Raw genomic sequence first — 14495 nt, 5'->3', positions numbered from 1 at the left:
TCGAATCGTCGCGCAAATCCGGCGCCGGCCCGCGGCGGTGGTCGACGGCGCGGGTGACCTGACCTACGCCGAGCTGGTCGAAGCCATGTCCTGCACTCCGACTACGCCGGACGCCGATGTCGACCTCGACCCCTGCCTACTGGTCCTGAACCTCAACCGGGGTCCCTGCGACACGAAATCCGCCACAACGCGTCGGCAGCGGTGGGTGGATCTGCATCCCACCCACCACTGCCCCGACCCCGCCGACGCGTGCCTCCGTCGACAGCCCCTGACGACCCCTCAATAGATGATCGAGACGATGTTGAGGGCTGCGTCGGTGAGCTGTTGGTTCCCCTCGGTGTGGGCCCGCTGTGCGGCCTGGCGCGGCGAGATGCCGCGGGTGCACAACCGCCACGCCGTGTCGCTGTCGAGCACGACTGTCGCGTCCGGGGTGGGTCGACGCCCGCGTGTGATTGCCCATCGCGTCGATCCACGGGTGCAGGTCCAGGTTCCTCCGGCTGGTCCGGTGACGGTGACCTGGAGCGTGGATCCCGTGGTGGTGTCGAGGTCACGCAGGGTGTGTGGCAGCGCTCGTATGAAGGTGTCGAGCACAGGACCGAGGTATTCGGGCTGGGTGAGGCCGGCTCGGCCAGTGGCTTCAGCGATCTGCTGGTGGTGTGTCCAGTACTCGGTGAAGTCGCGGGCCATGTCGAGCCATAAGGGTGCCGGATCGGGTCCGGCCCAGCTGACGTTCCAGCCGAGGGCGTCGAGGTCGACGCTGTGCCAGAACCGACGGATCTGATCGCCGACGGTGGACAGCAAGTAGATGAGCAGGGCAGGACTGATACGGCGTGCCGCCGTGACCCATTCGCCGTTGATGCGGTGCAGGAAAGCGGGGAACTGTTCGCCGTCCCCGGGCTTCAGTGGATGGTTACCGTCTCGGTGAGTGGACAACCGGCCGAGGTGGTCTCCGAGGACGTGGGCGGCGACATCTCGGACCGCCCAGCCAGGGCAGATGGTCGGTTGTGTCCAATCGTTGTCGTCGAGTTGTTCGAGGAGCGTGAGGAACGCGGACTGCTGCTTGGCCAACAGCGGTCGCAGGTCGATGCGGGGGCCGAGCCAGGGAGCTTCGATCACAATGTCACCTCGCTGTCGTACAGGTTGGCGCGGCGGAAACTGGTCGAGCGGAGCACGCTGACCGGGAGGGCTCAGCGGCCGTGGGGTTGGGTGAAGCGCAGCATGTTTCCGGAGGGGTCGCGGAATGCGCAGTCGCGGGCGCCGGAGGGTTGGTTGATCGGCTCTTGTATCACGTCGGCGCCGGCGGCCTCGACATGTTCGAAGGTGGCGTCGCAGTCGTCGGTGACGAAGACGAGGCGGCACAGCAGGCCGTCGGCCATGAGGTCCGTGATGGTCCGCCGTTCGGCCGCCCGGGCGCCCCGGTTCCCGCCGGGTGGTTCGAGGACTATTCGTACGTCCGGCTGCGTCGGCGGGCTGACGATTACCGATCGCATCCCCTCGATCTCGACGTCATCCCGCGTCTGGAAGCCGAGCACGTCGCGGTAGAAATCGAGCGCTGCGTCAAGGTCGTGGACGGCGAGCGTCCAGTACGCAAGCGTGAGAATCGTGCCGGTCATGCTTCGTTCTCGCCGCTCGGGTGCGGGCGTGACGTGTCCGCGGTGCTGAGAAAGACGATGTCGAGCTCGTGGAGGCGGTCCGGGTCGGCTTCGATGGCGATGCAGGTGATCTTGTCGTTGTTGATGGCGAACGTGATGACGGCCCTCGGTAGGCCGCGGTGTGCGTAGACGGCGGCGGGAACTCCGTTGACCAGTGCGGGCCGGGCGGCCTGGGCTCGTCCGGCGAAGAAGCCCGCGACCGCGTGGGCGCCGCGGGCCTCGCCGGTCACGGCGTCCGGGTCGAGCAGCGCGAGCAGTGCCTCGAAGTCGCCGTTGCGGGAGGCGGTCAGGAAGGCGGCGATGATGTCCCGTTTGCGGGACCGTGCGGCGTCGGACGCGGCGGCTGCTCCTTGCACCCGTCGCCGGGCTCGGCTGGCCAGTTGCCGGGCCGCCACCGGGGTGCGGTCGATGACGGCGCCGATCTCGCCGAACGGCACGTCGAAGACGTCGTGAAGGACGAACGCGAGCCGTTCGGCGGGACTGAGCGTGTCCAGCACGACCATCAGCGCGACACCGACTGAATCGGCAAGCAGCGCCTCGTTCTCCGGGTCGCTGGGACCGGTCGGGTGCGCGCTCCGCTGCGGTCCGGCCGGCTCGGGCGGCAGCGCCCCGGCGGGCTCCTCAGGCCGGGACCGGCGTGCTTCGAGCATGTTCAGACACACCCGGGCGACGATCGTCGTCAGCCACCCGGCCGGATTCTCCACCTGGTCGGTCTCGGCGCGGCTGACCCGCAGCCACGCCTCCTGCACCGCGTCCTCGGCGTCGCTGCGCGAGCGGAGCATCCGGTAGGCCACCGCGTGCAAGCGGTCCTGGTGCTCGGCGAACCGCTCGCTCAGCCACTCTTGTTCAGCCATCTGTCACGTTCCTCCGTCCGGGCCGGTCATACCCATTGACCGGCTAACCCGAGCCGGTGTGACAGACCAGGCCCAGCACCGATGTTCGGCCTGCAGTTCGTCCAGCCAAGCGACATCGCAAGGAGAGAATCGTGGCACTGCCGGTGAGCGCTATCATGCTCGGCGTCAAGGATCTGGACCGCGCCAAGAAGTTCTACGCTGAGGCCCTCGGTTTCACGATCGACAAGGACACCCGCAACTTCGTCTCATTCCGCCTCGGCGAGGGATCTCAGCAGCTGGCGCTCTACGAATGGGAGGCGGCGGCGCAGGACGCCGGCGTTCCCGCGGAGGGATCCGGCTTCCGGGGCGCTTCGTTCCACCTCAACCCCGACTCCCGGCAGGCGGTGGACGAGATCATCGGCAACGCGGCGAGCGCCGGCGGTAGCGTGGTCAGGGCGGCGGCCGCTGCCCAGTGGGGCGGATACTTCGGGTACTTCAGCGACCCGGACGGCTACTTGTGGAAGGTCACCACCTACGCCTCCTGACCTCCGTACCGTCGGTAAGGAGCACGTCGTGAAGTTTCGCACCCTCGTCGAGCCGCCCGAGCCCATGCGCGGGCTGGAAGTCCCGCCCGAGGTCGTGGTAGCGCTCGGCGGGGGCGCGCGGCCGCCGGTGAGGATCACGGTCAACGGGCATTCCTGGACGAGTCGGGTCGCCATCATGCGCGGCCGCCACCTGCTCGGCCTCAGCAACGCCAACCGGCAGGCCGCGGGTGTCGCGATCGGCGACGCAGTCGAGGTCGAGGTCGAGCTGGACACCGAGCCGCGGGTCGTCGTGGAGCCCGCGGACTTCGCCCGAGCCCTGGACGACAACCCGGACGCACGCGCCGCCTACGACAAGCTCGCCTACAGCCACAAGCGCGAGCACGTCCGCGCCATCGAGAGCGCGAAGAAGTCCGAGACGCGCCAACGGCGCATCGAGAAGGCCATCGCCGCCCTGCGCGGCTGAATCCCGATAGCGAGGCTCCGCCGGCGAGGCAGTCGCCGCGCGGAGGCTCAACTCTGTCCACCTTCCCGAACGGGAGAAACATGTTCAAGCGCTTCATGACCGGTGTGTACTGGTTTCTGGCCGCTGAGTTCGCGTTGGGCGCCGTCACCAAGTATTGGCCGGGCGACACGATCTTCAGCTCGGCGTACTCAGTGAAGTTCGTCGATTGGGGGTATCCGTCCTGGATGCGGTTCGTCGTCGGCGCCCTGGAAGGCGTCGCCGCCCTCCTGCTCGTGATCCCCAGCAGACGGACTCGCTTCCTCGGTGCCGCGACGCTGATGTTCGTGCTCACCGGGGCGGCCACCACCCACATCGTCAACCACGACCCGGCGGGGGAGAGCTGGGCAGCGCCGACCCACCTCGTCATCATGACCATTCTCGCGCTGGCCAACTGGCCTGCCGACTGGCGAGAACTCCTGCGAGCGCCCGGTGACAACCCGCCCACCGCACCTACGGGATCCGAGCGCGTCAGTGATCGCAGGTCGGTAGGCTCGCACGGCCGGTCAGGTCCGGTCCTTCGCAGGTGACGTCCGCGGCGGTCGTCGAGCGGCTGGAGGGCGCAGCTGCTCGGCGCTCACGGCCGGAGACGACGCAGCTTCTCCTCGTCGTCGGTCACACCAGGCGGAGTTCTCCGTGCGCCGTGACCAGCCCAGAGCCGGACAGGCGCACCCGGTCGCCTGTCACATCCACCCGGATGCGGCTGGGGCGCCCGAGCCGGTGGCCCTGCTCGATGAGCACGGGGGAGCCGGCCGGCGCCTGCCCCGACCGTACGAGCGCGACGGCGAGCGGGCCGGCCGCCGTGCCGGTCGCCGGGTCCTCGGCAATACCGACGGTGGGGTTGAAGAACCGGGTGTACGCGGCAACCTGGTCGTCGTCGGCGGTGGTGTAGAGGTAGCAGCCTTCGCCGCCGGCCTCGGCCAGGAGCAGGGCCAGGTCGCGGCTGTGGGCGACGGCCGCGTCGACCGCCTCGCGGGTGGCGAGGGGGACGAGCAGGTGCGCGACGCCGGTGGAGACCACCTGGGCGGCGGCATCGGGGGAGAGGTGCCGAGGTTCGAGCCCGAGGGCGGCGGTCAGCCGCTCGCCGTCGGTGAGGTGCTCGCCGAACTCGGGCGCGCCCTGATCCATCACGATGCGGATCCGCTCGCCCGGCGCGCGAAGGATCTCGACCGGGAGGATCTCGGCGCCGATCCGCTGCCGCATCGTCACGGCCTGTTGGTCGCCGGTCAGGCCCTGCTCGGCCAGCCACAGCCAGGCGCCCAGCGCGTTGTGCCCGGCGCCGTCGACCTCGGCTCCGGCTGGGGTGAACGACCGCAGACGCCAGTCGACTCCCTCCTCATCGGGCCGCAGCAGGAACGTGGTCTCGGATTGGTTGAACTCGCGGGCGATGGCTTGCATCTGCGGCGTGGACAGGTCGTCGGCATCGGGTACGAGCGCCAACGGATTGCCGGTCAGGGGACGGTCCGCGAAGACGTCGACGAGGTAGAAGCGGGTCATGGCTATCAGTCTCGGTCGCTATCGTCCTCGACGGCAGGCCGGATCTGCGGAATCTCGTGGCTGCCGCCGCTACATCTGCGGCAATATCATCGGATAGCGAACGAGGGGCCCGTGCGGGATCTGGATGCTGTGGATCATGCGTTGCTGGCGGCCGTGCAACGTAACGGTCGGGCGACTCTCGCCGAGTTGGCGGGCGCCATCCAGCTCAGCGTCTCGGCCACGCGGGCGCGGTTGCGCACCCTCGAGGAAAACAAGATCATCATGTCGTACGAGGCCCGTGTCGATGCCGAGGCCTTCGGTTATTCGCTGCGTGCGATCGTGCGGATGAAGGTGCACGGCTCGCTCTACGACAAGGTATCGAGTGCGCTGCAGCGGCACCCGCAGATCGTGCGGTGCCTGCGGGTGACCGGTGAGTTCTGCTACCTGATGGAGATCGTTGCCACCAGCATGAAGGATCTTGAGGCGATCACCTCCGATCTGGCCCGGATCGGTTCGATCGCTACCGACCTCGTGTACGAGATCGTGGCGGACAATCCGCCGCCGCCGCTTCCGGTCGACGCACGGCACGAGTGATCCAGGCCAGATGCAACAACCGGCACACAACGGGCCAGCACCCAGCGGACGGCCCACATGCTTGCTTGTGCCCGATGCGTCGGAGCCTGCACCTCCGGTTTCCACGGCGCCGGCGCGGTTTGTGGGGGCTGTAATGCCGCCATTATAATGGCGGCATGACAACTGCCGGCGAGGCTCAGTGGCGGAGTCTCATATCCCCTCTGCTTCGTGGTCTCAGCACGATGGACCAGGCGATCCTGCAGCTCTACCGGGAGCGCGGCCTGGAGTCTTTCCGCTCGAACTGGAGCCCGGTCCTGCTCTCGCTGGAGCACCACCCGGGCATGACGATCAAGTCGCTCGCCGCGACCCACGGGGTCACCCACGCGACGATGAGTCAGCGCATAGCCGCGATGGTCGAGGCCGGCCTCGTGGCCTCCCGGCCGGGTCAGGACGCCCGCACGAAGATGATCTCGCTGACCGCGGCCGGAGTCGACTCGGTCGCCTTCGCCCGCGCGGAGTGGGAGGCCACCGAGCGGGCAGTCACCGCACTCAACGAGGAACTCGGGGGCGCTCTCGTCAACGTCGGTCGGCTGCTCACGAACGCCCTGAGCGAGAGGTCATTCGCCGACCGCCTCGCCGACGAACTTCCGTGATCCGCAAGCTGGTCGTCGACCTGCGCCCGCTGCGTTCGAGCCCTGCCTTCGCACGCCTCTACGCCGGCTCGCTCGCCAGCGGCGTCGGCTCGGCGATGACGACCTTCGCGGTGCTCTTTCAGATATGGCAGATCACGCACTCGCCCGCGGCCACCGGTCTGCTGGCTCTTCTGCGCGCAATCCCGCTGTTCGTTCTGACGCCGCTGGGCGGGACCCTGGCCGACCGCCGGGACCGACGCACCATCATGTTCGCGTCCTCGCTGGCCAACGCGTTTCTGGTGGCTCTGCTTGCGGTGCAGGCGTTAGCAGGGTGGCGACAGGTGTGGCTGCTGTACGTCGTGGTCGTCATGCAAGCCTCGGTGACGTCCCTGGGGCAGCCCGCCCGGCAGGCCATCCTGCCGCTGCTCGTTCCCCGCGACCAGGTGGCGGCCGCCCGCGCCCTGAACACTCTGAGCTGGCAGTTGACCGCGCTGGCAGGGCCCGTCCTGGCCGGCGTCGTCGTCGCGACCTGGGGCCTGCGTTCCTGCTATGCCATCGACGTGGTGTCCTACGTCTTCGGACTGATCGGTATCGCCGGCCTCCCCACCCTGATCGCCAATGCGCCACCAGAGCCGCACCTGTCCGCGATGCTGTCCAGCCTCAAGCTCGTCGGCCGGCACCGACCACTGTTGTCGGCGTTCGGTATCGACATGGCGTTGACCGTGCTCGCCTTTCCGATCGGACTCATGCCGGCCCTCAACCAGTCCCTCGGTGGTGACGCGCGAACCCTCGGTATTCTCATGAGCTGTCTGGGTGTGGGGGGCGTCGCTGCCGCCCTCGCCTCCGGCGGCATCACCCGGGCCAACCGCCCGGGCGCGAGCATGACCGTGACCGCCGTGCTCTGGTGTGTCGCGGTCGTCGGCCTGGGACTGTCACCCGGCCTGCTCGCCGCCTACGTTTGCATGATCGCCTGGGGTGCGGCCGACATCCTCTTCGGCATCCCTCGCGGAACCCTTGTGCAACTGGCGTCCCCCGACGAGCACCGCGGCCGCATCGCAGCCGCCAACGGCATCGTCGGCAACGGCGGGCCGGCCATCGGCGACGCCCGCGCCGGCCTGCTCGCATCGGCTGTGGGCGCCGGACCGGCACTCGTCTTCGGCGGTCTGTGTGCGCTGGCAGCCACGCTGATCGTGTCGTGGAAACTGCCGGAAGCGCGGTCGTACGAGATCACCAACAGTGAGGAAGCGACGATGGAGCGGTGCTGATCGGCGAGGTTCTCGGTCTCACGCCGACCTTCGACTGTGGGTATTTGCGCATCCGTGGATCCGCAGGCGCCGCGGTAGAAGCCGAGCAGTCGATCCTCGCGCTCGACGTGCAACCACACCGCGCTCGGCGGACCACCCGCCAGCCGCGTCCCCAACCTGGGCAGAACACCTAGGGGCGCTGGCGGGAGGGTTTGGTGGCTGGCCCTGCGTACCCGGGATGCACGCCGGGGGTCAGCTGGTGGCTCTCGGCGATCTTCAGGAGCAGGGTGGTGAGCGTTCGCCGTTCGTCCGAGGTCAAGCTGTGCACCACGTCGTTCTCGTGCGCGGCGCCGATCTCGCGCATCCGCGCCATCACGGCTCGGCCCGCGTCGCTGAGGCTCAACTCGTGATTGCGGCGATCCTTCGTGCTGCGCTGCCTCACGACCAGGCCCTTCTTCTGCAGGGCGTCGAGGAGGGCGACGACCCGGCTGGGGACCACGCCGAGCTTGTCGGCAAGCGCCTGCTGGCTCAGGCCGGGGTCGCGAGCGATCAGGCGGAGGATGCCGACATCCGAGGGCTGTAGGTCGAGGTCGGCCAGCCGCTCCGCGAACCGGGCGGATGCCAGTCCGCCGACCTGGGACAGCAGGAACCCGAGACGCTCTGGCGATCCTCGCCAGGCCCCGGTCGCCAGGTTGTCGTGATCCACCCCGTAACCCTAGCAGCGCAGAATAGTTCTGTGATATGAATGATTCTGTGATGAGAACTAGTCTGTCAGACACTCATTCGTTGCGGGGACGTGTCGCCTGGGTGACCGGAGCGTCGGGCTCGATCGGGGCCGAGATCAGCCGCGCGCTTGCCGCCAGGGGAGCGTCCGTCGCGCTTCACGGTCGTACGGAAAGCTCTCTGGAGCGGGTGGTGGCCGATATCCGCGCCGCCGGCGGGGTTGCCGTCGCCCACGTCGGCGACGTGCGCGACGGCGGGCATCTGCAATCGGTCGTGTCCGAGGTGGCGGGGGAGCTCGGGGCCGTGGACATCCTCGTGGTCTGCGCCGGTGGAGCCGGCCAGCCCACACCGACCGCCACCCTCACGCCCGACCGCTGGCGCGAGGTTATCGAAACGGACCTGACCTCGGTGTTCCTGACCGTGCAGGCAGCCCTGCCGGGCCTGATCGAGGGTCAGCGCGGGCGGATCATCACGGTGGCCTCGAGCGCCGGCCGCCGCCCCTCGCGGGCGAATGCCGCCTACGCCGCTGCCAAGGCCGGCGTTGTCATGTTCACCGAACACCTGGCGAAGGAGTACGCCGACGCGGGCATCCGGGTCAACTGCGTCGCACCGTCGATCGTGGATACCGCGACCCTGCGCAGCCGGATGTCGGCAGCCCAACGGGAGGCCGTCGCGGCGCAGGTGCCGCTCGGCCGCATCGGCACCCCCGCTGACATCGCCGAGGCCGTGGTGTTCCTCGCCTCGGACGCCTCGTCCTGGACCACCGGCACCACCCTCGACATCACCGGAGGAATGACCCTATGACCACAACAGTCGCGGCCCCCCGCATTCCCCAGGCCGGGCCACCGCTGCCGCCCATCGCGATCGCGACCGTCGCCTTGTTCCTGGCGTCCCTCGTCCTTCCCGCGATCCTCGCCGGCGGTGACACCTACCCGTCGCCCTACTCGGACCAGGCCACGGTTGTCGAGTACTTCCGCGGTAATACCGGCCCCGTACTGCTCACCGCCCTCCTGCAATTCGCCGCGTCCCTCCCGCTGGCGATCTTTGCCGCCACCGCCTCGGTACGACTGAACCGGTTGGGCGTCCGAGCACCTGGAGGCACCATCGGACTCGTCGGCGGAGTGCTGGCGTCGGGATCGATGGCGCTCTCCGCGCTTCTCACCTGGACCCTCACCAGACCGGAGATCCTCGATCAAGTCGAGCTGATCCGGCTCCTGCACGATCTCGCCTTCATCACCGGTGGCCCCGGCTTCATCGTGCCCAGCGGACTGCTGATCGCCGGGATCGCCGTACCCGGACTGATCACCCGACTCCTGCCCCGCTGGCTTGCCTGGGCCGGGCTCGTCATCGCGGGCCTCGCGATGATCGCGACCCTGACCGTGGCCTTCCCGGACCTCTCGATCCTGCTGCCTATCGTGCGATTCCCGTCCCTGGCGTGGCTCGTGTTCGCAGCGTTTCTCCTGCCCACCCGCCGGCGCGCCACCGACCCGGGAGAACGGCCATGACCAGCCCGATGCTCGAGAAGCTCATCCGCTTCCAACGCCCCGAACGCGTCCTTCCCTTCGCTCAGAACCTGCGCGTGCAAACCCTGGCGGGCATCTTCGGCGCCGACGAGACCGAATACCGGACAGCCCTGGAGACCCTCATCCGGCAGCGAGCCGCCGCGGCGGCCCGGCTCGCCACCGATCCACAGGTCCGCGCGGATCTCACGAATCTTCCCTTCCGGCCCGGTGACCATCTCGTGGCCATCGGCGAAAGCACCACGGCCGACCGGCTCTCCTGGTTCGAACTGTTGCGGGTCCTCCTGCAAACCGAACGATCCGATCTGAGGCTGCGCTTCGACAACCTCGCCGTCTCGGGCGCCACCACCACCCAGGTGCTCGCCACCGTTCCCGCGATCCGCCGGCAGTCGGCCGACTGGATGTTCTGCATGCTCGGCAGCAACGACTCGCAACGGCTCGACGCCGCCGACGGCCCGCTGCTGGTAAGCCGATCCGAGACGCTGCGAAACCTCGCCCAGCTACGCGCCCGGGCGTTACCCGTCGCCGAATCCCGTTGGCTGTGGCTGACGCCCACCCCGGTGGACGAGACGCGGGTCGCCGCGTTCCCGTTCTTCCGCGGCGCCGGCATCACCTGGACGAACGCCGACATCACCGACCTGTCGGCGGCGCTGCTCGACAGTGACGACGTGGTCATCGACAGCGCTCCGGCCGTCACGACCGCGGGCGCCGACGCCTTCACCGACGACGGCCTGCACCCGAGCACCACCACCCACGAAGCACTGGCCGCCCGAGTCCTGTCGGCACTCGCCAGGGGGACAGACCGATGAAGCTCCTGCTTCTCGGCGTCACGGGCGGCACCGGAACCGCTCTGCTCAGCCAGGCGGTCGCGGCCGGCCATCAGGTGACAGTGATCGCGCGCCGTCCGGAGACCGTTCGCGTGGACGACGCCTCCCACGTCACAGTCGTCGCCGGCGACGTCCTCGTACCCGGCCCCTGGCAGAGTGCCGCTGCCGGACACGACACGCTCCTGTCCTGCCTCGGGAGCACGGACCGGCGACACGCCACCACGATCTACTCGCGCGGAACCCGCAACGCCCTCGAAGCCCTGGGGACGAGCCCCAACCGCCGGCTGGTCTGTCTCTCCTCGGCCGGGCTGTACGTCGCACCGACGACCCCAGTCGCCCAGAAGCTCGTCACCCGACTCGTCGTGCAGCGGATGTACCGGCACGGGTACGACGACATGCGTCGAATGGAAGAAGCCCTACACCAACAGGACGTCCGCTGGACTGTCGTCCGGCCGCCCATGCTCAGCGACAGACCGCCGACCGGCAACTACCGCACGGCGATCAACAGCCACCTGGAGAACCCACGGACCATCAGTCGCGCCGACCTCGCTCACTACATGCTCAACGCGATCGAGGATCCCTCCACCGTCAAGGCCGTCGTCGAGATTTCCAGCTGAACCGCTGACCGGAGCATCCGGTAGGCCACCGTACAAGCGGTCCCGGTGCCCGGTGCCCGGTGCCCGGTGCCCGGCGACCGCGCACTCAGCCAGTCGTCCTCGATCACCTGTCACGTTCTTCCGTCGCGGCCGGTCATACCACATGGCCGGCGAACCCAAGCCGCCCGCGGAACACCCACCACACCGTGCCGCCGATGCGGCCGGATTGATGACAGCCGGGGGCAGCGAAGAGCCCAACACCGGCTGATCAGCGCCCACGTTCCAATCCCACTACGAAGAACGCACCACTGCCTGAGGAGAATGTATGCACCCGGAACGCCAACCGACCACGTCCGTAGTCCGGCGTATCGCAACCTGGCTGGGCGTCGTGACGGTCGCCACAGCCGCCGTCACGGTCGTCTCCGCCAGCCCCTCGCTGGCCGCCGTCGTCCCCACCAACGCCCTGTCGACGGCCTCGGTCGGCTACGGCTTCTTCAATGCGGACACCGAGGTTCTGAGCATTCACGACTCGCACGCGGACGGCGAAGGAGTCGGCATCATCTACTACCGCTACGACCTGGCCAAGACGGGGCCCTACTACGCGTGGAACCGAGAGGGCAACGGCACCACTACCTACCTCTACCTGAACATGCCTGACTTGGCCGGGATCAAGCTGTACGCCTGCCCCGAGAAAGGCGGCATCATCGACGCCTCTCGCTGTGGCGCAAGGGCATTCGGATATGCCGGCGGTGGTGTGATCTAGAACGGGCACGCCCGTTACCCGCGGTACCGAACGCAATGTCGTAACAAGAACGCAGCCCCTGTGACGATCGCGAGACGCCGACCACGGCGAGTACCGACATTGCGGAGGCGACGGGCCGGGTCTGCGGAGGGTTCCGGAGACCCGGCTGACGCCCCGACCACGTCAGGGTCGTCGTCCGGGCAGGCCGTCGCCGTCGTCCGGTGACGGGCCGCCGACGCGGTGACGGTGAGGTCACCAGGGTCGAAGCACGATCTTGCCGTGGGTGTGCCCCTGCTCCAACTCGCGGAACGCATCCCGCACACGGTCCAGCGGATAGACGCGGGCGATCGGCACCTCAAGCTCCCCACGGGCGGCGAGTCGGGCCAGCTCGCCGACCACCACCGCGCACGCAGCCGCGCCCTCCCCGTAGGTCCGCGCGCCGACCCTGGCCGCGGCCTCCCAGTCGCGGATCGTGTTGATCCGCTCGGGCCGCACGCCCAACGTCACCGCCAACTCCACGTAGCCGTCCCCGAAAGTGTCGATGAACGCGTCGACCCTCCCGCCGCTGGCCTGCTGGATGCGTTCGGCCACACCATCTCCGTACTCGACCGGGACGACGCCGTGGTCCTGCAACCAGGCGTGGTTCGCCCTGCTCGCCAGACCGATCACCGTGGCGCCACGCCGACGCGCGAGCTGCACGGCAAGGGAGCCAACCCCACCAGCCGCACCGGACACCACCACCGTGTCGTCCGGTCCCGGATCGACAGCGAACACAGTGGCGTACGCGGTCGTGCCGGCCACGTACAACGACCCGGCCACCTCCCAGGACAGCCCCTCCGGCCGCAGGGTCAGATTCACGTCCTCGACGACGACGAACTCCGCGTGGCTCGCCCTGTTGTGGGTGAAGCCGAGGACCTCGTCGCCCACCGCGAACCCACGAACCTGCGGACCGGCCTCTGTCACGACGCCGGCCAGATCGCTGCCCTGCCCGGAGGGGAACGTCGCCGGCCACCGCCCGTGCCGCGCGCCCCTGCGGATCATCACCTCGCCGGGCTGGATCGCGGCGGCGTGGACCTTGACCAGCAACTGCCCGGGGCCGGGGGTCGGCCGCCTCACCTCCTCCACCCGCAGGGCCTCGATCCCGCCGTACTCGTGGAATCGCACCGCCTTCATCGCGTGATCACCGCTCCTCCTCGTTCGGACTTGCCATGGGGTGCTCTCAGTACCGCTCACCGACTGTCAGGTCCTGCGAAGAAGTCGCGGAGTGCCTCGGCCACCAGGTCGGGGGCGGTCATGGTCGCGAAGTGGGACTGGCCTGACCAGATGACCCGACGCGCTGTGGGGAGAGCCGCGGCCAGCTCGTTCATGGTGGTAGGCATCGGCTCCCAGGTGTCGGCGCCCTGCATCAGCAGCGTCGGGACGGTGATCGACGACCAGCGGGCCGTGTCTGTGCTGTCGTCGGTGAGCGCCTCGAGGTCGTGCAGCCATCCGATCGCCGAGCGCCGGGCCTCGGCCGGCTCAGGCCGTTTGCCGCCAGCGGCGGCCGCGAAGGCCGCGACGATTGCGGGTGGCACCCGGGTCACGTCGTTGAGCACTGCGAACATCTCACCCGCGTCCTCTCGCTCGAAGGCCGCCCGATAGCGGTTGAGCAATGGCGCGATCGACTGCCCGGCCGCGAACAGCGGTGGCTCGAAGACGGCAAGCGATCGCAGCCGGCCCTGCTCCGCTGCGGCCGTGTGCAGCGCCAGCGTGGCACCGTAGGAGCCGCCGACCAGGTGCACCGGCCGCCCGACCGCCTCGACCACGGCCAACAGGTCCACGACGTCGTCCTTGAACGACTTGCGGCCCGGCGGGACGTCGCTGGGACCGTATCCGCGTCGGGCCGGCATCCACAGCTCGTACGATCCGGCGAGCCGCGCCGCGACCGGAGCCCACGAGTGCAGGCCGCCTCCCGAGCCGTGCAGCAGGACCACGGGGTCGCCTGCACCTGCCCGCCGGACCACCAGCCTGGTGCCGTCCGCCGATCGGATCTCCTCGTCGTTGCTGTTCATCGTTGCTCTCCTTCTGTCATTTCCCAATTCGAGAGTGCGATGTGGATGGCGTCCAGGACACCGCGCCAGGACGCGTCGAGGTCTCGGGGATGCCCGAACCCCTCTGCCGTCTCGAGCGCCGCGAACCCGTGGAGCGTGCTCCGCACGAACCGGATGGCGTCGGTCAGGTAGGGCTCCTTGAGCCCGTACCCCCGCAGAGTCGCGTAGCTCAGCTCGATCATCCGTAGGTGCCCGACCGAGCTCTTGCCTATGTCGGCGGGAAGTTGGAGCTGGGTCGCCGCGTACTGCCCAGGGTGGGCCACCGCGAACGCCCGGTAGGCGTCGGCGAAACCGATCAGGGCCTGACGTCCGGAGCGGCCGGCCACGGCGAGCGCGAGACGGTCGCCGAACGCCGCAGCGCCCAGCACCGCGACCTTGTGCAGCAACGCCTCGCGGCTGCGAACGTGCCCGTAGAGGCTGGCGTCGGCAACCCCGAAGTGACGGGCGACGGCCGCGACCGTGAGGCGTTCCAGGCCCAGCGAGTCGGCCAGCTCGGCCGCGGCCTCGGAGACGCGCTCAGTCGTCAGACCCTGTCGTGGCACA

At 69.0% G+C, this 14495-nt stretch carries 19 protein-coding genes; 11 read left to right on the top strand and 8 right to left on the bottom strand.

Annotated elements, in window-relative coordinates; genetic code table 11:
- Positions 1 to 279 precede the first annotated feature (279 nt).
- From OOJ91_RS08825 to OOJ91_RS08815, 3 genes are all read right to left on the bottom strand, one after another.
- Positions 280 to 1116, bottom strand: a complete 837-nt coding sequence (locus OOJ91_RS08825; protein ID WP_266244152.1) for a maleylpyruvate isomerase family mycothiol-dependent enzyme — start codon at positions 1114 to 1116, stop codon at positions 280 to 282.
- Between the two features lie 71 nt (positions 1117 to 1187).
- Positions 1188 to 1613 carry a VOC family protein gene (locus OOJ91_RS08820; RefSeq protein WP_266244151.1) on the bottom strand — a complete coding sequence of 142 codons (426 nt, stop codon included), beginning with the start codon at positions 1611 to 1613 and terminating at the stop codon, positions 1188 to 1190.
- Positions 1610 to 2506 carry a sigma-70 family RNA polymerase sigma factor gene (locus OOJ91_RS08815; RefSeq protein ID WP_266244150.1) on the bottom strand — a complete coding sequence of 299 codons (897 nt, stop codon included), beginning with the start codon at positions 2504 to 2506 and terminating at the stop codon, positions 1610 to 1612. Before OOJ91_RS08815 ends, OOJ91_RS08820 begins: the two co-directional genes overlap by 4 nt.
- A 131-nt stretch (positions 2507 to 2637) precedes the next feature.
- Here OOJ91_RS08815 and OOJ91_RS08810 point away from each other — a divergent pair, with 131 nt between their 5' ends.
- From OOJ91_RS08810 to OOJ91_RS08800, 3 genes are all read left to right on the top strand, one after another.
- Entirely contained in the window at positions 2638 to 3030 is a 393-nt protein-coding gene (locus tag OOJ91_RS08810) for a VOC family protein (protein WP_266244149.1), read from the top strand.
- 28 nt (positions 3031 to 3058) lie between these two features.
- A complete protein-coding gene (locus OOJ91_RS08805; protein WP_266244148.1) occupies positions 3059 to 3493 on the top strand; it encodes a YdeI/OmpD-associated family protein in 435 nt (144 codons plus the stop codon).
- 80 nt (positions 3494 to 3573) lie between these two features.
- Positions 3574 to 4059, top strand: a complete 486-nt coding sequence (locus tag OOJ91_RS08800) for a DoxX family protein (RefSeq protein WP_266244147.1) — start codon at positions 3574 to 3576, stop codon at positions 4057 to 4059.
- 85 nt (positions 4060 to 4144) lie between these two features.
- Here OOJ91_RS08800 and OOJ91_RS08795 read toward each other — a convergent pair whose 3' ends face one another.
- Complete coding sequence (locus tag OOJ91_RS08795) at positions 4145 to 5026, bottom strand: PhzF family phenazine biosynthesis protein (protein ID WP_266244146.1); 882 nt, start codon at positions 5024 to 5026, stop codon at positions 4145 to 4147.
- 111 nt (positions 5027 to 5137) lie between these two features.
- Between OOJ91_RS08795 and OOJ91_RS08790 the strand changes: the two genes are divergently transcribed.
- From OOJ91_RS08790 to OOJ91_RS08780, 3 genes are all read left to right on the top strand, one after another.
- Positions 5138 to 5599, top strand: coding sequence for an Lrp/AsnC family transcriptional regulator (locus tag OOJ91_RS08790; protein ID WP_266244145.1), 462 nt, complete (start codon positions 5138 to 5140; stop codon positions 5597 to 5599).
- 221 nt (positions 5600 to 5820) lie between these two features.
- Entirely contained in the window at positions 5821 to 6231 is a 411-nt protein-coding gene (locus OOJ91_RS08785; RefSeq protein ID WP_266244144.1) for a MarR family winged helix-turn-helix transcriptional regulator, read from the top strand.
- Positions 6228 to 7475 carry an MFS transporter gene (locus tag OOJ91_RS08780; protein WP_266244143.1) on the top strand — a complete coding sequence of 416 codons (1248 nt, stop codon included), beginning with the start codon at positions 6228 to 6230 and terminating at the stop codon, positions 7473 to 7475. The genes OOJ91_RS08785 and OOJ91_RS08780 overlap by 4 nt, the downstream gene beginning before the upstream one ends.
- 169 nt (positions 7476 to 7644) lie before the next feature.
- Here OOJ91_RS08780 and OOJ91_RS08775 read toward each other — a convergent pair whose 3' ends face one another.
- On the bottom strand, positions 7645 to 8160 hold the full coding sequence (locus OOJ91_RS08775) for a MarR family winged helix-turn-helix transcriptional regulator (RefSeq protein WP_266244142.1): 516 nt from the start codon (positions 8158 to 8160) through the stop codon (positions 7645 to 7647).
- Positions 8161 to 8195: 35 nt separating this feature from the next.
- Between OOJ91_RS08775 and OOJ91_RS08770 the strand changes: the two genes are divergently transcribed.
- From OOJ91_RS08770 to OOJ91_RS08750, 5 genes are all read left to right on the top strand, one after another.
- Complete coding sequence (locus OOJ91_RS08770) at positions 8196 to 8981, top strand: SDR family NAD(P)-dependent oxidoreductase (protein ID WP_266244141.1); 786 nt, start codon at positions 8196 to 8198, stop codon at positions 8979 to 8981.
- Positions 8978 to 9682: a hypothetical protein gene (locus OOJ91_RS08765; RefSeq protein WP_266244140.1), complete on the top strand. Its 705-nt coding sequence runs from the start codon at positions 8978 to 8980 to the stop codon at positions 9680 to 9682. Before OOJ91_RS08770 ends, OOJ91_RS08765 begins: the two co-directional genes overlap by 4 nt.
- Positions 9679 to 10506: an SGNH/GDSL hydrolase family protein gene (locus OOJ91_RS08760; protein ID WP_266244139.1), complete on the top strand. Its 828-nt coding sequence runs from the start codon at positions 9679 to 9681 to the stop codon at positions 10504 to 10506. Before OOJ91_RS08765 ends, OOJ91_RS08760 begins: the two co-directional genes overlap by 4 nt.
- Entirely contained in the window at positions 10503 to 11141 is a 639-nt protein-coding gene (locus OOJ91_RS08755) for an NAD(P)-dependent oxidoreductase (protein WP_266244138.1), read from the top strand. The genes OOJ91_RS08760 and OOJ91_RS08755 overlap by 4 nt, the downstream gene beginning before the upstream one ends.
- A gap of 304 nt (positions 11142 to 11445) precedes the next feature.
- Positions 11446 to 11883, top strand: coding sequence for a hypothetical protein (locus OOJ91_RS08750; RefSeq protein WP_266244137.1), 438 nt, complete (start codon positions 11446 to 11448; stop codon positions 11881 to 11883).
- Positions 11884 to 12114: 231 nt separating this feature from the next.
- Here OOJ91_RS08750 and OOJ91_RS08745 read toward each other — a convergent pair whose 3' ends face one another.
- From OOJ91_RS08745 to OOJ91_RS08735, 3 genes are read right to left on the bottom strand one after another with little or no spacing between them, the layout of a single operon-like run.
- Complete coding sequence (locus OOJ91_RS08745) at positions 12115 to 13035, bottom strand: NADP-dependent oxidoreductase (RefSeq protein ID WP_266244136.1); 921 nt, start codon at positions 13033 to 13035, stop codon at positions 12115 to 12117.
- A gap of 56 nt (positions 13036 to 13091) precedes the next feature.
- The gene (locus OOJ91_RS08740; RefSeq protein ID WP_266244135.1) at positions 13092 to 13913 is read right to left on the bottom strand and encodes an alpha/beta fold hydrolase; all 822 of its coding nucleotides are present in this window, start codon (positions 13911 to 13913) and stop codon (positions 13092 to 13094) included.
- The gene (locus tag OOJ91_RS08735; protein ID WP_266244134.1) at positions 13910 to 14494 is read right to left on the bottom strand and encodes a TetR/AcrR family transcriptional regulator; all 585 of its coding nucleotides are present in this window, start codon (positions 14492 to 14494) and stop codon (positions 13910 to 13912) included. The genes OOJ91_RS08740 and OOJ91_RS08735 overlap by 4 nt, the downstream gene beginning before the upstream one ends.
- Position 14495 lies beyond the last annotated feature (1 nt).

The sequence above is a fragment of the Micromonospora lupini genome (assembly GCF_026342015.1).
Taxonomy (GTDB): domain Bacteria; phylum Actinomycetota; class Actinomycetes; order Mycobacteriales; family Micromonosporaceae; genus Micromonospora; species Micromonospora lupini_B.
The sequence above is the reverse complement of the archived record's forward strand: the minus strand, read 5'-3'. Positions and strand labels throughout refer to the sequence as shown.